This window comes from Chitinophaga rupis (assembly GCF_900109685.1).
GTDB classification, from domain to species: Bacteria; Bacteroidota; Bacteroidia; order Chitinophagales; family Chitinophagaceae; genus Chitinophaga; species Chitinophaga rupis.
Genome location: NZ_FOBB01000005.1, coordinates 230656 through 248896 on the forward strand (window position 1 = coordinate 230656; position 18241 = coordinate 248896).

14 protein-coding genes are annotated in these 18241 nt (G+C 47.2%); 2 read left to right on the top strand and 12 right to left on the bottom strand.

Features of this window, described 5'->3' with window-relative positions; translation table 11 throughout:
- Positions 1-256: 256 nt before the first annotated feature.
- Positions 257-1015, bottom strand: coding sequence for an SDR family NAD(P)-dependent oxidoreductase (locus BMZ54_RS20430; RefSeq protein ID WP_089916450.1), 759 nt, complete (start codon positions 1013-1015; stop codon positions 257-259).
- A 19-nt stretch (positions 1016-1034) separates the two neighbouring features.
- Positions 1035-1805 carry an SDR family oxidoreductase gene (locus tag BMZ54_RS20435; protein ID WP_089916453.1) on the bottom strand — a complete coding sequence of 257 codons (771 nt, stop codon included), beginning with the start codon at positions 1803-1805 and terminating at the stop codon, positions 1035-1037.
- Between the two features lie 107 nt (positions 1806-1912).
- Here BMZ54_RS20435 and BMZ54_RS20440 point away from each other — a divergent pair, with 107 nt between their 5' ends.
- Positions 1913-2245, top strand: coding sequence for a winged helix-turn-helix transcriptional regulator (locus tag BMZ54_RS20440; RefSeq protein ID WP_089916456.1), 333 nt, complete (start codon positions 1913-1915; stop codon positions 2243-2245).
- Positions 2246-2368: 123 nt separating this feature from the next.
- Here the strand turns inward: BMZ54_RS20440 and BMZ54_RS20445 are convergent, their stop codons facing one another.
- The 4 genes from BMZ54_RS20445 to BMZ54_RS20460 all read right to left on the bottom strand — a co-directional run bounded on the left by BMZ54_RS20445 (position 2369) and on the right by BMZ54_RS20460 (position 4817).
- Positions 2369-2977 carry a carboxymuconolactone decarboxylase family protein gene (locus BMZ54_RS20445; protein WP_202909314.1) on the bottom strand — a complete coding sequence of 203 codons (609 nt, stop codon included), beginning with the start codon at positions 2975-2977 and terminating at the stop codon, positions 2369-2371.
- Entirely contained in the window at positions 2940-3278 is a 339-nt protein-coding gene (locus tag BMZ54_RS20450; protein WP_089917135.1) for a hypothetical protein, read from the bottom strand. The genes BMZ54_RS20445 and BMZ54_RS20450 overlap by 38 nt, the downstream gene beginning before the upstream one ends.
- A gap of 79 nt (positions 3279-3357) precedes the next feature.
- Positions 3358-4179, bottom strand: a complete 822-nt coding sequence (locus tag BMZ54_RS20455) for a helix-turn-helix domain-containing protein (protein ID WP_143081085.1) — start codon at positions 4177-4179, stop codon at positions 3358-3360.
- Positions 4176-4817, bottom strand: a complete 642-nt coding sequence (locus tag BMZ54_RS20460) for a class I SAM-dependent methyltransferase (RefSeq protein ID WP_238386633.1) — start codon at positions 4815-4817, stop codon at positions 4176-4178. Before BMZ54_RS20460 ends, BMZ54_RS20455 begins: the two co-directional genes overlap by 4 nt.
- Positions 4818-5030: 213 nt before the next feature.
- On the opposite strand from BMZ54_RS20460, the gene BMZ54_RS20465 reads away from it, so the two are divergent.
- A complete protein-coding gene (locus tag BMZ54_RS20465; protein WP_089916465.1) occupies positions 5031-6005 on the top strand; it encodes a hypothetical protein in 975 nt (324 codons plus the stop codon).
- A gap of 33 nt (positions 6006-6038) precedes the next feature.
- On the opposite strand, the gene BMZ54_RS20470 is transcribed toward BMZ54_RS20465, so the two are convergent.
- Genes BMZ54_RS20470 through BMZ54_RS20495 form a run of 6 tightly spaced genes read right to left on the bottom strand, consistent with a single transcriptional unit; the run spans position 6039 to position 18168 of the window.
- Entirely contained in the window at positions 6039-9155 is a 3117-nt protein-coding gene (locus BMZ54_RS20470; RefSeq protein ID WP_089916468.1) for a glycosyl hydrolase, read from the bottom strand.
- Positions 9156-9160: 5 nt separating this feature from the next.
- Positions 9161-11053 carry a beta-N-acetylhexosaminidase gene (locus tag BMZ54_RS20475; RefSeq protein WP_089916471.1) on the bottom strand — a complete coding sequence of 631 codons (1893 nt, stop codon included), beginning with the start codon at positions 11051-11053 and terminating at the stop codon, positions 9161-9163.
- A complete protein-coding gene (locus tag BMZ54_RS20480) occupies positions 11053-12105 on the bottom strand; it encodes a DUF6528 family protein (protein WP_089916474.1) in 1053 nt (350 codons plus the stop codon). The genes BMZ54_RS20475 and BMZ54_RS20480 overlap by 1 nt, the downstream gene beginning before the upstream one ends.
- A gap of 10 nt (positions 12106-12115) precedes the next feature.
- Positions 12116-13216, bottom strand: coding sequence for a DUF6528 family protein (locus tag BMZ54_RS20485; RefSeq protein ID WP_089916477.1), 1101 nt, complete (start codon positions 13214-13216; stop codon positions 12116-12118).
- A gap of 29 nt (positions 13217-13245) precedes the next feature.
- Positions 13246-14796 (bottom strand): RagB/SusD family nutrient uptake outer membrane protein, encoded by a 1551-nt coding sequence (locus BMZ54_RS20490; RefSeq protein WP_089916481.1) that lies wholly within the window; start codon positions 14794-14796, stop codon positions 13246-13248.
- Between the two features lie 12 nt (positions 14797-14808).
- On the bottom strand, positions 14809-18168 hold the full coding sequence (locus BMZ54_RS20495) for a TonB-dependent receptor (RefSeq protein WP_162277623.1): 3360 nt from the start codon (positions 18166-18168) through the stop codon (positions 14809-14811).
- Positions 18169-18241: the final 73 nt, after the last annotated feature.

Here is an 18241-nt window from a genome sequence, read left to right on the forward strand (position 1 = left end):
TTCAAGGCGCAAAGGTCACACGGAATGGGAGGGGCCGGTAATCCGATCCGGAAAAAGATTTACGAAATCCGGAAAAAATGGAGGCCTTTTTTGGCTTTGTATTGTATTTGAGCAAGTTAGATCCCCGTGAGCATTGTCAATAGCATACACGGCAACAGCTGCCATATCAATAAGTGGAAGCTGCGGCTAAAAAAAGTGATTTCTTTAAAAAAGCCACAGATAACTTGTGTATCTGTGGCTTTTGGTTATTGCTGATTTAAAAACCATACATACCGCCCGAAACGGAAATTTGCTCTCCCGTAATCCAGCCTGCATCATCGGAAGCAAGAAAAACGGCCGCTTTCGCAATGTCTTCGGGTTGTCCTCTGCGTCCAAGCGGTGTATTGGCAATAAACAATTTTTCATACTCACTACCGGTAGTAACACCCGCACTGCTTGCTCCTTCTGTTTCCGTGGCTCCCGGCAAAATAGAATTGATACGAATGTTTTTTGCACCCAATTCTTTCGACAAAGAAATGGTTATGGCATCTAATGCCGCTTTGGTTGAAGAATATAACGAAGCTGTGGGAAGAGGCATTTTGCTTGCACCCGAACTGATATTGATCACATTGCCACCCTTATCACTAAACAGTTTTAAAGATGCCTGGATAGTAAGTATAGCACCCAAAACATTGACGTTGAAATGCTGATGAAAACTTTCTACCGATACCTGTTCAATAGGTGTGTAACCTTGAAATGCTGCATTGTTTACCAAAATATCCAGGGTGCCGAAAGCCTTCTTTGCTTCTTCAAATAGCCTGTTTACATCGGCTTCCTTCGATACATCGCCCTGCACTGAAATTGCGGTGCCTCCATTATCGGTTATGGCTTTAACTACTTTGTCCGCTTCTGCTTTGCTTGAAGCATAATTTACAACAACCTTTGCACCTTCTTTGGCAAATGCTTTTGCAATTCCTGCACCAATTCCTTTTGATGCACCTGTAACTATCGCTACTTTATTTTTTAATTTACTCATTGTTTCCGTTGTTGATAAGTTATTTAACTGAGAAGACATTCGCCATACCGCCATCGGCTAAGATATCGGCGCCTACAATGAATGTTGAATCGTCTGAGGCTAAAAAAACAGCCGCTTTCCCGATCTCAGCCGGCGTTCCCTGCCTGCCAAGCGGCGTAAGATCTATGTAGATCTGCTTCACCTGGTCCACTACATCCTGCGGTACCATCTTTCCAAAAACCGGCGTATCAATTGAGCCAGGCGAAATTGTATTCACCCTTATTCTCCTTGACAATAAATCGAGCGATAAGCCTCTGGCCAATGAAATAACGGCTGCTTTTGCGGCAGCGTATATCGTCGCTCCGGGCGCAGCCCGGTATGCGGCGTTCGACCCGATCAGTATAATGGAAGCGCCGTCATTTAAATAAGGAAGCGACTTTTTTACGGTGAAATAGGCGCTTTTTAAATTCAGGTCCATATAGCGATCGTAACCTTCTTCCGTTACATCGGTTATCGTCATCAATGGGATCCCGTCCACAACGCCACCAGCATTCACTACCAATGCGTCTATTTTCCCAAACCTGTCAGCCGTAGTCCTAAACAAGTTCTCCAGGTCATCAGGATTTGTCACGTCTCCTTTTACACCGATAAAATTACTACCCAGGGTTTTAACAGCACTGTTCAGCGTGGCCTCATTTCTTCCGGCGATTGCACCGGCTGCGCCTTCGTTTTTAAATGCTTCAGCAATACCAAATCCAATACCGCTATTGCCGCCTGTAATCACGGCTACTTTGTTTTTTAATTTACCCATTTCCGTATTTTTTAGAATTAGTTTAGCGAAGGTACCTTTAATAGTATATTTTTGTAACCATTTAAGTATATACTGGTTACTATTCGGTAACTACAAATTTTAGAAATATGAAAGACGAAAGATTTTGTAATTCGAATTGCCCATTTACAAGGGCTATTGGTACTATTGGCAACAAATGGAAACCAATAATCATAAATGTAATTGGTACACGAACCATTCGCTTTGGGCAGTTGGATGCCATCATACCGCATATAACACGGAAAGTGCTCACGGAGCAACTTAAAGAGCTGGAAGAAGACGGGCTATTAGAAAGGATGGCTTATAAAGAATTACCACCACGGGTAGAATATAAGTTATCTGAAAAGGGGTTAGCTTTTCTACCCATATTAGAAGCTATCAAGGTATGGAATTTGAAATACGAGGTTGTGACAATGCCTTAAGAGGAATAAAAGATTTTCGGGCGATCCTCCATAGAATGCTACTGATAATTGCCCGATGTTGACTGAAAGCTCAGTGGCTAACGATTGAGGTTCAGCCGCCGTAGGTATCGATAATAGAAACCATCAGGCATATCCCCGTTTTAGCAGGTAGCTGGCGCCTGCGTCAAACGCTTTATCTGAGGGTACATAAAAATTGAAGGCGTCTGCTAACCGGTTGGTAATGTTGAATGCAAAGCAAATAGCTAAGGCATCCTCTATCTGCTGAGAAGATACACCTGAATCTAATACAGCCCGCATGTCGGCTGCATTAACCGAATTTTCCCGGGTTAGTTTACCCAGCATAATCAAGGTTGACTTCAAAGGCTGATCTATTGGCGCAGTTTTTAAATCGGCGAGTACCTCTTCTACTATGGCTGTATTATCATAAGCTTTGGCGGAAACGGCGCCGTGCGCTTTTACACAAAAGTTACATTCATTCATGCGTGATATATAGGCTGCCATTAGTTCTCTGTCACCCACTGACCACGCGGACGGACCCCGCATAGCTCTATGTGTAAAGTTTTTGGCTGGATTTCCGTAAAAATCAGGCCGGTAAAATACCAGCCTGGCCGCATCCGGCAGCGGGTAGCCGGAAAACAACCTGATGACCCCGAAAAGCAATTTAGTACCAAACTTGTAGCCACTATTTAGTATTTCAAGACGCATAAGGACCTCCTTCTTTTTTTGTTGCATCGGCTAACGCGCTTAAACCGCTTTGGTACTGCCTGGAAGCCTGGCCCACAGCCGCACAAACGATCAGTTCAAACAGCTGATCTTCACTAACCCCGGACTGCCTGGCCATATCGATATCTTTATCGGATATTTTAAAAGCCTGGTGAGCCACTTTGTCAACGAGCAGATCTAACGGCGGTTGCACGTTCTCATTGGCAAAGGCCGCCAGCCTGTCCTGTTGCGTGCTGTAACCTTCTCCTTTCAGGATGCGGTCAATCAGCGCCTGATATAAATGCTTAAAATCGGTGTTATCTGTTTTCATAATGTCGTTTTTGTCCTGATAGTAGTCCGGTACAAAGGTGCAAAACCATCTGCAGCAAAAATTGTAAGAATCGGAAGTGTTAATCTTTATAAAAGATCCGGCCAAACTCGTTCTCCGATTTAGTGTATTTCAGCGGAGACAGGCCCGTGAAGCGTTTGAATTCCTTTATAAAATGCGCCTGGTCGTAAAAGTAATGGTACAGGTTATCATTAAAATGGCAGCCACTTCGTGCCCAGGGTTCATAAAATTGCTGGAAACGTACGATGGAACACAAGCTCTTTGGGCTTATGCCTACCTTATGCTGAAATTTATCATTCAGCCACCTGCCGCTATAGCCTGTCTTTTGCTCCAATTGGCGGACTGTTATCTGACCCCGGGTGTTTTTGATCAGCATTACACAATAATCAATCAGGGGATCAGCCGCTGACCGCCGCAGCCTTCCGATCAGATACTGCTGTATGACATGCAGCTTTTTTGCAACAGATCCGTGATTGGCGATCATTTCCTGTACCTGGCGGGCTGTATGATCTAAGACCTCATCCAATAAAAAGATCCTGTTTTTTATTTCCGATTGCTTCAGCTGAAAAAAACGGTAGGCGCCGGCTGCTGAAAACTCGATTCCGATAGTACCTGATGGCTTGTCCTGCTCCACGTCTATGATCGCCGGGATATCGCCAATACCGATCAAGGTCAGGCGGGATTCCTTCGACAGGTGATACATAGTTTCGTTTTTACCTGAGACCCCATTGCGAAACGGTATCGTTAATTTAACCATGCCATTCGGAACAATCAGACGCATGTCTTCGGCGGGAATACGGCCGCTGCTTTCGAAAACCCATATTTTGCTCACATAGCCATTAAGTGGTGGATATGGATTGATATGGGTTATTCGCATATTCATATGTGGACAGTGTTGGCTTTTTTAAAGCTGCAAAACGTAAAATTCTGCACGGTGTCAAAAGGAGTGACATGATCCTCCGTAATGCATTTTATTTTTTGAAAATCTTTTGCCAGGGTTTGCTGTAGTGCTGCTTCAGAATATTGCCTGATAGGAAGCCCGCTGCATTTCTCAGGGCCCCCATTTGAAAAAGTACCAACGATAAGGTATTGCCTGACGCTTTTACCTGCAAGCTCCAGGTAGGCTGAAATCTGGGCAGGTGTGGTGAGGAAATGGAAAGTTGCACGGTCATGCCAAAGGTCATAAGTCTCTTTTGGCTTAAACTCAACTATGTCTGATACGATCCAGTTTACTTTCGATGCATCTTTGCCCAGCCGGCTCTTTGCGCGTTCTAAAGCCTTCTCCGATATATCCAGAACAGTAAGTTGCTCATAACCTTCGCTGATTAGAAAATCAACCAGCTTACTGTCGCCACCGCCGATATCAATGATCCGGGCGTTTTTGGAAACGGCAGTGTCCTTGATGAAATCGAGTGAGGTTTGTGGAACAGCCTGTGTCCAGCTAACCTGTCCAGGTGATTTTGTCTGATATACCTGTTCCCAATGCTTCTTTCTTTCATCCATATCTTGGTCTTTCTTCAAATTTACTGGTTAGTGCGCTTTTATAGTAAAAAATTTGGTCTGTCCCACTCAATCTGATCAGGTAAACGATGTAGACGCTTTGTAGTCGCCTTCCGAGGCCATGGTAGTAGATCTGTAGTCGCTTAAAAATGCAAAGAACCCCGCCTGCCACCTATTTTTGAGGAATGCTTTCACCGCATAACCCACACCTCAACACGAACAAAAAAGTAAAGAATGATCAGAAAGTTTAAACAACCAGCAGGTGCATTACTATTATTATTAGCCACAACCTCTATTCTTCAGGCACAATCCTCACCCTCAATACTCCTAGTATATGACGACTATTCCGGTACAAGAGCCGGCCTTACCTATTGGAAAAACGGAGAGATCATCCAGCTGACGGATGGTAAAACAAATGCAGGCGCATCGGCCATTGCGCTATCCGGCAATGATGTGTATGTGGCGGGTTATCAGGATAATGCTGCAGGTGAGCCGGTTGCTACCTATTGGAAGAACAAGGAAGCCACCACGCTCACCGATGGAAGCACCTATGCAAAAGCAGCAGGTATTAGTATCTCCGGCCAGGATGTACATGTGATTGGAAATAATGGTGGCCTGGCTATGTACTGGAAAAATGGAAAGGGCGTCTCATTTGGGGAAAACACTAAATTAAATGCCATTGCCCTCAGCGGGAACGATGTTTACATAGCCGGTTACCGGGCAAATGAGCAAGGGGAATATGTGGCTACCTGCTGGAAGAACGGGAATGCAAAAGCCCTGACAGATGGTACAAAGAGTGCAGAAGCCAATGCTATTGCCATATCCGGCAATGATGTTTATGTGGCGGGTTTTGCAATTAATGCAGCGGGAGAAGAAGTGGCTATGTACTGGAAGAACGGTGAGCCTGTTATGCTTGCAGGGGGCGCCAGGGCAGATGCTATTGCCGTATCAGGCAATGATGTATATGTGGCCGGGATCACCCGGAACGCGGCAGGCGCTAACATTGTTGTCTGCTGGAAAAATGGGACCGCCGTACAGCTAACCACCGGCAACGAAGCTTCCGGCGCCGGGGTAAAGGTGATCACAGTAGCAGGCAACGACGTTTATGTGGCAGGCTACCTGGATGGCAAGGCCACCTATTGGAAAAATGAAAAGCCGGTAACGCTGAATGATATAATAGGAGGGATAAAGGGAATGGTGGTTAAATAAGCAATACCAGGGTAAACTGCCCTGGTATTCTTTTTAACGCATCAACTTAATCTCATAATCCTCTAACCCGTAATCATAAAGATCATATTCATTCCCCGGTGGCTGTGTTTTTATATTGTACCATTTACCGGGATCCACTAAACCCGGCGCCGGCTTGTTATAAAAAGGTCCTAAAACATTTTTCAGGCTGCCGATCACTGTTACTTCAATCTTATTATTTCCTTTTTTTACAAATTCCCCGATAGCGAGGGTATTGGGTTCAGCAGTAATGATGCCGGCAAATACGCCGTTGACCTTTACCGCCGCCACAGTGCCTCTCCATTTACCCAAGGTTACTGTATAGGAGGCCGGGGCAGCTGCTGTAAATGTTTTCGTATAGGTGATACCCTGGCCATATAAAGGCAATCCCTGCTTGTTCCAGTAACCGGGCTGCAAGGGTTGCGGCTTAACAATGTTCCAGCCCTGTGCTGCTGTTGCCAGGTTAAAATCTCCTAAAATATACACCGGCTCAATTTCGGCATAAATACGCATGGGGGAAACGGTTACGGCCAGCTCATTATCCCCGGTTCTTACGTAGCTGCCAATACGGTACACCCCAAATGAGCGGTCCAGCCACCATTGCCCGGGTTCGTTCTTAATGGCAGTGCCATTAATTTTTACATCATGCCAAAGCCCGGGTTGTTCTATCACTGCTTTAAAATCCCGGACATCAACCCCCGTCTCCACATTAAAATGATAAACAGCCGTGTAGCCGGTGCCGGTAGCAAAAGTGTCGCGCTTAACAATAGCGTCTTTAAACTGGGTACGGTTATTCCAGGGATTGCCCACGCCATCCGTAACACCATTATGTTTGAACGCAGTATTGGAAGCCTGGCCTACATGTATATGGGTATAGTTGGAATCCGGCTGATGTAAATGAAGATCGCAAAAATCAATGGTCAGGGTATTGTATGCCGGCCTGCTCACTTTTATTGGGAAAGCGTTTACGGTGGTCCGTTGTGCTGGCGGCGCTGCGGTCTTATACCCTGGTGATTTTTTATCAGCAATAAACAGCACCTGGCTACCGGCAGGCGGAATATTAAAATCGAATTGTACTTCCTGCTCATGCTGCGAATAGCTAATACGGGAGATGCTTCCGGTATGCAGATCCATCTGTACTACATCCTGGCCCCGCATGCTGATGGTACCTGAAGATGCGCCGGTCATGCTGGCATTGGTTAACAGTAATAGCTCGCCATTGGCCAGCTTACGGCGCTGGTGATAAATGTTACCGCCAATGCTATCGCCTTTTATGCCTGCAATACTGAAACCTTCATTATGGAGCAGCCGCCGCAAGGCGTCCCGGCTTACGTTATGAGGCTGGCCGATGCCGGAAAGCTCACTGCTCTCAGCGCCATCTACTAAGCGCAATTGTTCAAAACAGATCACCTTTCCTCCGGCTGCCATATAGGCTTGCAGTAAACGGAAGGTAGCGCTGTTTATATTTTCCATGCCCGGCGGTATCACTACCACCTTGTAGGCCCGCTGGCCTACTACAAAGCTGTTGCCATCAATACGGCCATGATCTTTGATCACATTCTCAGAACCCAGATCATATTCCAGCTGCGATCTTTGCATCAGGGTCACAAAATCATTAAAGCTTTTGGTGATCCCGAAGAAACGTTTGTGCTCAGCGCGCCTGGCATAATATATCCAGGCCGAAGTGGTAGGTTCAATTACCAGGATATTGTTATACTGCTGCCCCCGGGATAACAGGTAAGACAGTCGGCTGAAGTAATAATTCATGAAACGGTAATAGGGCCACCAGGGCTCATGATAAGAGAAGCTGGGCGGATAATCGTATTTACGTGCACCCGTTAAGGTCATGAACGATAAATGCTGGTTCAAAAAATTAACCCCTAATACAAACTCCCAGTCGGCCAGGCGTTTCATATCCTTAAAAGTAAGCTCCCAACCACCGCCGCCGTACGTTTCAGACAGGGTACGTGTTTTCCCCAGCTGGTTGGCCACACTGCCCAGCTCCCGTACAGCGCGTATATTGCCAAACTGCACAGGTTTATCTTCATTGAATTGGTTAAAGAGCATATCAATACCCGGCATCTGATGCCAGGCATACATAGCCATATTATCCGGCCCATGGTAAGGGCTTGGCCAGCCATGTTCCCAGTAATGCCCGGTCCAGGTAAGCTGATGATCGCTCATGTAGGCAGATACCGGTTTAGACCATCGCTCCACAAATAATTCCAGCAATACCTGGTAATAATTATGGCGTACCCGTTTCCAGTCGCCTGTTTCTGTAAACAGGGATGGCAGCTGTAACCTGAGATCGTAGCCCCAATCCTTATAAAACCGGTCAAACAGGTCAGGCGTCCAGCGTACGCTGTTGCTCCCTTCATTGATGATGGTGGGTTCGTCAGAAAAAACACCTTTGATCGCTTTGCCAAATTCCCTGCCCATTACTTTTTCATAACTTTTGTAGGTAACATCAATAAACTTATCCGTAACGCCTTTGGCCATCAGGTCTACGTAAGACACGCCTATAGGGCCTGCAACCGAACCCCGGTTTGATCTTTGATAATTTACCTTTCTGAATAGCCGGTAATGCCCGGCCTTGCCTGCTTCATCGGGTAAATGAGCGGTAACATCCTTATAAGATCCATTTTCTTCTTTAAGACATATAAAGAATGCAGAAGCATCAGCAGGCAATTGGCTGGCTTCTTCCATAAATAACATTTGCCCCTGGTTATAGGCCTCCGGCATTTGCTCGCCTACTAATCCGCCGGCAAAACCCGTAGGGTAGGAGTTTTCATCATAGATCCAGATATTCAGCCCCAGCTTTTTCCCTTGCTGCACTGCGTATTCAAACAGATCGAACCACTCTTTTGATAAGTATTCCGTAATTAACCCGGGGCGCGCATGAATGATCACACCACCAAAATCATTTTTGCGGTAATCATTCAGCATGGAATCAATATTGCTTTTGCTGACCTTTGTATTCCATACCCAGAATGGCACGGTTCCATAATCCCGGCCCGGACTTTTAAACCTGGCGGCCACCTCTTCAAAACGTTCTGATGGCTGCTGTGCCTTTACACAGGTAGCAACAAATACCGCAGCGATCGTGAAAGCATGGAATAAGAATTTTTGCATGGCTACTATTTAGTTTTATTATCCAGTACAGTGCGCGTAATAATACTTCTGTGGCCCGCAGGCGTAATAACAATGGTTTTGAGGATAATAGTCTTCCCCCTGGGAATGGTAATGGTTACAGGTTCCGTGTATTCGTGATCGTAGTCTCCTGGCGGCCGGTTGTTCAGCGTGTAAAAGATCCGCGCTCCCGGCACAGGCGGCACTGCCTCAAACCTGAAAGTATTGGTTACGATGGTTGTATCCGCATAATTAAGCACCGCAGGCACACGATAGTTCATACCCGCTTTATCAAAGCGCTCCAGGTGTGCTGGCAATGCAGTACCGGCAAAGCGTTGATAATCTTTATCAGCCTGGGCGCTCCATCCTGTTTCCGCAAGTGCCAGCATGCGGGGCAGCAGCATGTATTGCAATTTGGATACATTGGGGATGTTCTCTGTCCATATGCAGCCTTCCACACCCATAATGTGTGTACGCGCTGCTGCGGATAATGCAGAATATTCCGGATTATACTGGTAGGCTTTCCATACCGGGGCATTACCGCCATGGCTGGATGGTTCCTGGTCGGAGGTACTTTGCGCATAATCAAAATACAAGCCGTTATTACCGGGCGCCAGTACAATGTTCAGCCCTTTTTTAATTTGCTCAAGGGCATCTTTTTCACCAAAGCGGTTCATGATCGTGATGCTGTCTTTTGCATTGCCGGCTGCTACCTCATCCCAGGCGATCAGCTTTTTGTGTTTGGATTGAATGATCTTATTTACTCTTGAAATGAAATAGCTTTGCAGCTCATGGGTATTATTTAGGTGATGTTCCTTCATGAACCGCTGCACACTGGTATCTTTCTCCCAAAAGCCTTTGTAACATTCATCGCCGCCAATATGAATGTAAGGGTATGGGAATAAGGCAGCTACCTCTCCCAATACTTTATCAAGGAACTGGTACACCCGCTCGTCAGTGGGGGTCAGCGAATTATCTTCATACATTTCAAAGCCACCTGTGGGGAACCATTTGGCAAAGGGGCTGCCCGGGTTAACTTTAGTATTAGCATTGTGCGTAACACATAGCTCAGGATAAGCTGCTATGGCGGCCATGGAATGCCCGGGTACATCTATTTCGGGGAGTATTTCAATATGCCTTTCAGCAGCATAGCGGATAATTTCCTTCACTTGTTCCTGGGTGTAAAAACCGCCATCAATGGCCCGTTCACCAGGTTGCGGCGGGAGGGTAGTGCCGCTAAACTCAAGGCGTGGCACCCGCCATGCGCCTGTTTGCGTTAGTTCCGGGTAGCTTTTTATCTCCAGCCGCCAACCCTGGTCATCTGTAAGGTGCCAGTGAAAACGGTTCAGCTTATAGTAAGCCATCAGGTTAAGCAGGTCTTTGATCTGCTGCACGGTAAAGAAATGCCGGGAAACATCCAGCATAAGGCCGCGGTAGCCAAAACGGGGCGCATCTTCTATGCTAAGGCAGGGTATGGCAGCTGTTCCGTTTGTTGGTGCAGGAATTAGCTGCAGTAAGGTTTGCATGCCATAGAACAGGCCCGCATTGCTACCCGTAAGTGTAATACGGTTAGGCGTTACTGTTAGCCGGTAACCCTCTGCAGGTAATTGTTCTGAACCGCTTGTAGTAATAAGCAGCTCTGGCCGCTGGCCCGCTGTGTCTGTTATCACCCTGTTTTTGAATTGCCAGCTGCTGAATAAGTAGTCTGTGAAATACGCAACAACATTTTTTTCCTGGACGGCTGTCCGGATCAGGGTATTGGAATCGAAAACAAAATGGCCGGTATCAATTTTTACGGAATGGGGCATGGGGATCAGTGCCGGTGTATGCTGCTGCGCAGTACTGCTTCCGGCGCTCATGCCCAGCAGGGCCAGGCAACAGGTATATATTCTAAAGTACATTACTGATAATTGTCGTAAACTATTTTTACTTTATAAAAACAAGCGCCATTTACTATTCTCGATCCCTGCCATTGCCCGCCGGATGTATAGAAATCAACCGTGCTGGATGACCAGTCGTTGAGCGTGCAGCTGATTGCAGGGCGCGGATTTTTATTGGTGTCAGGCCGCACCAGTACAAGCTGTCCGCTGGGCTGGTTCCCGATACCTTTTACAAAGGTTAGATTGTTGGTAGGGGAGGTGGAGAAGGTTTTTGTAGTTTTATTGAACACATATTCTCCGCCGTTGGTAGTTATCCATAGCAGGTTGGTATTGCCATAATATGCACTTATTTCATGGCCCCACGCAGTTGGCAGGCTAACCCGGTACTGTTTTAATTCGGTTAACTCCGGCAAGGCATCGCTGCCGCCAACTGCCAGGGCAGTGAGGATGTGCGTATTGTTGGATAAGTCCTGGCCGGTAACCCATAATCCATTAATGACCGGGTCCCATAACACGGCGTGCGCCGCGCCCAGTGAAAACTCCGCATAGGTGCTGTTATCAGCTCCCTGTGAGGAAGCATATACCCTCACCCAATTGCCGTCAGAAGCTGCCAGGGCAATATTATCATTGGGCAGCAGCTCTGCCGAATGCAGGTTGCCGCTGATCAGTTTTGACCATACGCGCTGCCCGGATGGATAAGCAATGACCGCCGCCATTCCGTTGTCGCTGATGGCTGCATAGCTGGCATCCTGCCAGATCTGCATTTTCCGCACTTTGAAATCGGTGCCTCCGCCAAAGCTCTTAATTTCATTGGCGCTAAAGCCCAGCGTAGTGGTCGGGGACCATCTCCATTTTTTTGCCTCCGCGGTATTCCAGTCTGTGATCATGGGATCATAGATCTCCAGCTGCTTGCTGGCATCATTGGTTAAAGCCAGCTGAAACCCGGGATAAGCCTGTACTACAGGCGGATTATCTATAGGACCGGGAGCCAATGGGGCCCCCGGTTTTTTGCTGCAGGCCATTTGAAAAATAATCAATGAAAAGGCAGCGCCTATCAGCACTATTCTTTGCATAGGATATGTATCAATAATAGTTAGGATCAAATGTTTTTCCTTTATAAATAGCGGCCCCGCTCACGGTACGTGAGCCCGTAGCAGCACCGGTAGTAGCGTTATAAAAATTAACAACAGATGTACACCATGAGTTGAGGGTGCAGCCTGAGCTGGGCCGTGTTTCCACAAGGGTGTTCTGCCCCGGTTGGCTGCTGATGGCTTTTACAAAGTTTCCAAATGCCGCTGTGGGTATGGAATCGAAAGTACCGGTGGAGATATGGAAAGTATAAACCCCGCCATTGGTGCTAAGCAACAGCTGGTCCGGGTTATTTACATCGGCACTAAGATCGTGCCCCCAGGGACTTGGCAAAGAATCATAAGTAGTATCTAAATGCAGCTTCGGGTTTGTGATGCTGCCGCCGGATCCAGGAGTATTATAAGTGTATTTTCTCAGCTGATTTCCCAGCGCCCAAAGTACCTGGTGCGTTTGATCCCAAAGCACTGCATGCACGGAGGTGAAACCGTATTGCGTGTACACGCCATGATTGGGTGAGGGCTGTGACGATGAATATACACGGATATATCCCTGCGGCCATGTTTTGCCGGCGCTGGCTACCACACAGTTGCCGTCCGGTAATATTTCCATAGCATGCAGGCTGGTGGTATCATTAAAACCCATTACCCACAGCTTTTGCCCCTGCAGGCCCGTACCGGTATAACGTGCAATAGTGGCCAGCCGGTAGGAGGTGGCGGTGATCACCTGCGCGGTATTTGCAAATACAGTATTGTTCCGCACCTTGATGTCTGTAGGCACATCCCAGAGTGATATTTCACTGGAGCTAATGTACGACAGGGCAGTGGTAGGCATCCAGCTCCATTTGGGCGTGGTCCAGGAAGCATCTGCAGGGTCATAGACTTCAATTTTTTTGGTGGCCTGATTGGTGATAGCTACCCAGCAACAGGTTCCGGCCAGCTCTGTTTTGGGCGCCCTTTCAGGCGTTTCGTTCTTTAATTGTACCTCATCTGTTTTCCGGGTACAGGAAGCTACCAGTACAACCAGCACAATAACACTCAAATTAGCACAGGTAGACCGTAGGCAGGAAATACCTGCCAGATTCTTGATCTGTTTCATTATTATGGGTTTTGGTTAAATGGCTTTGTTTAATATCCGGGATTTGGTGTGAGTTTATCATTCAGCAATATTTCCGCATTGGGTATGGGAAACAGCAGGCGGTCCTGGGTAACATTATAGCTGCCCGGTTGCAGGTAACTATACTGCGCCTTTTGTTTAACGCCAAAAGCAGTCATTACTGTGATGGCATTGCCGGTGCGTACCAGGTCCAGCCAGCGCTTATTTTCAAAGGCCAGCTCTACCCGTCTTTCCTTTAAAAGAATGGTCTGTAATGTTGCCTGGTCTGTAGTGCTGATATTGTGGGTTGCATCACCAAAGGCGCGTGCTCTTACAGCATTCAGATAAGGTAATGCTTCACCGGATTTTCCCTGTTGATTCAGGCTTTCAGCCAGCAGCAGTAAAACTTCTGAATAGCGGTAAACCGGCCAGTTATCATTTGTTTGGCCGCCGATGGTATGTGTATGAAGGAACTTTTTAGGAAAGGGCCGGCCCACCTTGCCTGCAGGCGCAGTATAGTTTACAGATGATACAACCGCAGTTGCTGTAAAATCATCTGTGGCATTAAAGGTGCCCTCTGCTATAGCAATAGATGCATCGAGGCGCTGATCGCCTGTTTCATAAGCATTGATCAGGTCCTGTGTAGGCGTGTTAAAACCACCTACGGTTGTAACGTTGTTAAAGTTTACACCTGTTACCACCGTGGTGTTGGTCATACGCGGTATGAAATTGTAAATAGAAGCATCGGTATTGGCCTGTGGCACGGCCAGCCCGGTGTTGAACTGGATCTCAAATACAGATTCCTTGCCGTTTTTGTTGTTCAGCTGAAATGCGTCGCCATAGTTTGGGAACAGCGTGTAGCCCATTGCAGTTACCTGTTTTAAGGCGCTTTCAGCAAGGTCATACTTTTTCAGGGTAAGGTATACATCGCCCAGCAGGGTAAGCGCCGCACCTTTTGTAGCACGCCCGGTTTGCGGAAAAGCCGGCGCATCCAGCATAGCTGCAGCATCAGTAGCATCGGCAATGATCAGGTCATATACTTCCTGCACGGTAGAGCGCGGGATATAGGTTTCTTCACGGGTAAGCGGCGCATGCTTATAGATGGGCAGCCCGCCATAGAAACGCACCAGGTCAAAGTATGTCAGGGCGCGGATAAACTTTACCTGGCCTAAAATAGCATTGCGGCTGGCATCCGGTAACTGAATATCATCGATATGATCTATGATCAGGTTCACGGCTGATATTGCGCTAAAGCCGGCATTCCATTTGGGAGGTGTCTGGTTATTATATTTATCATCCAGGAAATCAGCAACTGCATAACGGTTTACGGTGGCTACTGCCTGGTCAGATGATTTATAGTCATAGTGCGTGTTATCTGAGCGCATTTCGCCCATGATCCAGGCGCTTCTGTTATTATAAAGCCCACGCAGCTGGCTATAGGCGCCGTTCACTGCCAGGTCAAAATCGTTCTGGGTTTTGAAGTAGGCGCCCACCGTTCCATAGTTCGGATTGTTTTCAGTAAGGAACTTTTTACACGATGCCAAACTTAATACCGCTAATATTAAAAAGGAGATCTTTTTCATTTTTACTGATTTTTAAAGGCCAAGGTTCAAGCCAAACGTAAAGGTTCTTTGCAGGGGATATGCGCCCAGATCCTGTCCCTGCTGTGTTACAAATGCCAGGCCGCCGGCGCTTACCTCCGGGTTGCCCGGATAGCTGGTGAAGATGTAAACGTTTTGTGCAGACGCATACACTCTCAGGCTCCTGATATAGGGAGTCCTGAATTTTTTCAGCATATATCCCAGTGTAATATTGTTGATGGTGAGGTGAGTAGCGTCATGGATGAACAGCGTATTATCCGTACGGTAGGCCGCAGTGGTGTTGGCTAAAGTACGCGCCACCCGTCCATTACCGGGATCCTCCGGAGAGCGCCAGCGATCCAGTAATTCCGGCGGGCCGTTGAATACACCATCCAGGTTGTAAGTACTTTCCTGCATACCATTTTTCAGCTTGTTGCCGTAAGTGCCTGACATGGTAATGTTCAGATCAAAGTGCTGGTACTGGAAGGTATTGCTGAACCCAAATATAAATTTGGGATTGGGATCTCCGATCACCGTTTGATCATCCGGGAAAGTGATCCTGCCATCGCCATTCAGATCTTTAAACCTTACGGTGCCAGCCTGTGAAAGGGTAGTGGAGCCGGTTCCATAATATTTAGGTCCGGCATCAGCTTCTGCCTGGTTTTTGAAAATGCCATCAAATACATAACCATAGAATTGCCCGATAGGCTTACCAACCAGTGTGCGGTAGTCAGTGAATTCGGAGAGTGTGATGGTTGGATCGGCGGCAAAGGGTATATTGTTTAAACCAATGCGTTTAACAATATTCCTGTTAAATGCGATATTAAAGTCTGTGTTCCATTTGAGCTTTCCGGTCAGGTTCCTGGTACTCACCGTAAACTCATGCCCCCATTGCTTAATATCGCCCAGGTTATCCTGCACTTTTACAAAACCTGAAGATTGTGGAACAGGTACTTCAAATAACAATCCCGCTGTTAGCTTATTGTAATAATCGTAAGAGAAAGTAACCCGGTTGTCAAACAGAGCCAGGTCAAAGCCGGCATCAAATTGTTTGTTACGCTCCCAGGCCAGGCTTTGGTTGCCCAAACTGTTTTGCACTTTTCCGGGCGCCATGCCGTTGGAAAAAGTATAATTGCTGCTCCCAATACCCGCTATTGTAGTATAGTTGCCTATTTCGGCCATGCCGGTTAAACCGTAGCTGGTCCTTAATTTCAATAAGCTCAGGAACGGCACATCCTTGAGGAACGATTCATCACTCACTATCCAGCTTGCACCTACGGAAGGGAAAGTACCCCATTTATTCCTGTCTCCGAACCGTGAGGACCCGTCCCTCCTTATGGTTGCCTGTAAATAGTAACGGTCTTTGTAGCTGTAATTCAAACGGCCCAGGAAGGATGCCATTGACCAGGCGTTATAATCGGATACATTGGTAGTAAAACGTGTAGCTGCTCTTAAAGTGGAAATACTGTTGTCCGGGTAATCGCGGCCAACCACATCGCTTGAAAAACCGGTAGAGCGCTGTATGGTAAAGCCACCTAATACACCTAATGAATGCGCGCCAAATTGCTTCTGGTAGTTAAGGGTATTTTCATTTAGCCAGGAATAATCATTATTAACGGCTGATTCACCCAAAGCAGTATTATTGCCCGGCGGAGGATTTTCTATCGGCAATGCATTAAAGCCGCCCACGGAAGTAGATGGAATAAACCGGTTGCGGGTCATGTTCCCGATGTCGGCATTGCCAGATGTGCGGAAGGTCAGGTTATCCGTCAGCTTTATTTCTGTGAACACATTTGCCAGTACACGGAAGCGGTTTGCATCATCCTTTACTTCCAGCAGCTGCCGCAGCGGGTTTGCCCATACAAACTGGTTGGTAAAACCTGAAATGCCCAGAGCCAGTGAGCCATCAGGATTGTAAGGTGAACCCATGGTAGGCATCATAGAGGCTGCAGCAAAAATGGCGCGCTGCCCGTCCACATTAAACCCGGCTCCCTGCCGGTTATTATGTTCCAGCTGTAAGGACGGCGCTACACCCACGCCCACCTTTACGCGTTTACTCACGTTGAAATCACCGTTCATACGTAATGAAAAACGCTTGTAGCCCGTGTTTACAAGAATGCCCTGCTGATTGAAATAGCCGCCTACCACACTGTAGGCTGCCTTATCATTACCGGCATTAACAGACAGGCTATAGTTCTGTACAGGTGCATTCCTGGTCAGCGCGCTGAACCAGTCGGTACCTTCTCCATATTGATCCGGGTTTTGATATACGGCTGGTATGCCGCCGGTATAGCCTTCGTATTTGATCTTATCTTCATAAAAGCCTTTCATGTAAGTGGCCAGCTGCCTGGCGTTCATAACAGGCGGTATCAGCTCGCGCATCAGGGAGGCGCTTCCGTAATAGGAATTGAAATTTATTTGCGCAACGCCGGCTTTTCCTCTTTTGGTGGTGATGAGGATAACGCCGTTGGCTGCACGTGAACCATATAAAGCAGTTGAAGATGCATCTTTTAGAATGGTGAAGGTTTCTATTTCGTCGGGGTTAATGTTGTTGATGTTGTCAGGGTTGCCCACCATAGGCTGCCCGTCAATTACCACCAACGGACGTACGCTGGATGAGAGTGATGCGGCGCCGCGTATACGCAGATCCATTCCCTGACCGGGCCGGCCGGTGGTTTGCGCTACCTGTGCGCCTGGCAGCTTGCCCTGTAACCTTTCAGCAAAGGTGCCGGTGGGTTGATCTTTAATACCAGTGGCAGATAGCGTTGCTACGGAACCCACAATCTCGCGCGTGCTTTGTTTACCATAAGCCACTACCACTTCGTTGAGCTGTGACGTGGCTTGTTCCAGCTGCACGTTGATAATAGTGCGCCCGTTAACCGGTACTTCTTTGGACGTATAACCCAGGAATTGGAATAACAGCATACCGCCCGTATCCGGCACATTGAGTGTATAAGTACCGTCAGACAAGGTGGTTGTTCCTATCCGGGAATCTTTAAGTCTTACAGCCACTCCGGGTAATGGCTGGTCATTGATATCGGTAACGCGTCCCTTAATGGTAATGCTCACCACTGTTGGTTCCGGGTTACGCGTTATCACAATTGTATTTGCATGGATGGTATAAGTAAAAGGCTGGCTGGCGAAACTTTGCTGCAGCACTTCTTCTACTGTTGCATTGGTTACCTGCAGGGCTACTGGTTTGGCATCTTTTAAAATTTCAACATCCCACAGTACATTATAACCGGTTTGTTTGCGGATCTGGCGGAATACCTCTTTAAGTGTGATCTGTTTGGCTGATAATGTTACCTTTTGAGCATAACCGGAAGCGCTTACTTCCAGTAACGCTGCAATCATTAAAACAACAGTCAGTTTCATAACCAACAGGATTTTTTTGAGCGTGGGGCCGGTTTGTTCCGGGCGCACGCCAGGTATGTAAATTTTCATTACA

What these genes read in the sequence shown, in the direction of transcription:
- BMZ54_RS20430 (WP_089916450.1), bottom strand. Translation starts at nt 1,015, where the DNA reads ATGAGTAAATTAAAAAATAAAGTAGCGATAGTTACAGGTGCATCAAAA.
- BMZ54_RS20435 (WP_089916453.1), bottom strand. Translation starts at nt 1,805, where the DNA reads ATGGGTAAATTAAAAAACAAAGTAGCCGTGATTACAGGCGGCAATAGC.
- BMZ54_RS20440 (WP_089916456.1), top strand. Translation starts at nt 1,913, where the DNA reads ATGAAAGACGAAAGATTTTGTAATTCGAATTGCCCATTTACAAGGGCT.
- BMZ54_RS20445 (WP_202909314.1), bottom strand. Translation starts at nt 2,977, where the DNA reads ATGCAACAAAAAAAGAAGGAGGTCCTTATGCGTCTTGAAATACTAAAT.
- BMZ54_RS20450 (WP_089917135.1), bottom strand. Translation starts at nt 3,278, where the DNA reads ATGAAAACAGATAACACCGATTTTAAGCATTTATATCAGGCGCTGATT.
- BMZ54_RS20455 (WP_143081085.1), bottom strand. Translation starts at nt 4,179, where the DNA reads ATGAATATGCGAATAACCCATATCAATCCATATCCACCACTTAATGGC.
- BMZ54_RS20465 (WP_089916465.1), top strand. Translation starts at nt 5,031, where the DNA reads ATGATCAGAAAGTTTAAACAACCAGCAGGTGCATTACTATTATTATTA.
- BMZ54_RS20470 (WP_089916468.1), bottom strand. Translation starts at nt 9,155, where the DNA reads ATGCAAAAATTCTTATTCCATGCTTTCACGATCGCTGCGGTATTTGTT.
- BMZ54_RS20475 (WP_089916471.1), bottom strand. Translation starts at nt 11,053, where the DNA reads ATGTACTTTAGAATATATACCTGTTGCCTGGCCCTGCTGGGCATGAGC.
- BMZ54_RS20480 (WP_089916474.1), bottom strand. Translation starts at nt 12,105, where the DNA reads ATGCAAAGAATAGTGCTGATAGGCGCTGCCTTTTCATTGATTATTTTT.
- BMZ54_RS20485 (WP_089916477.1), bottom strand. Translation starts at nt 13,216, where the DNA reads ATGAAACAGATCAAGAATCTGGCAGGTATTTCCTGCCTACGGTCTACC.
- BMZ54_RS20490 (WP_089916481.1), bottom strand. Translation starts at nt 14,796, where the DNA reads ATGAAAAAGATCTCCTTTTTAATATTAGCGGTATTAAGTTTGGCATCG.
- BMZ54_RS20495 (WP_162277623.1), bottom strand. Translation starts at nt 18,168, where the DNA reads ATGAAACTGACTGTTGTTTTAATGATTGCAGCGTTACTGGAAGTAAGC.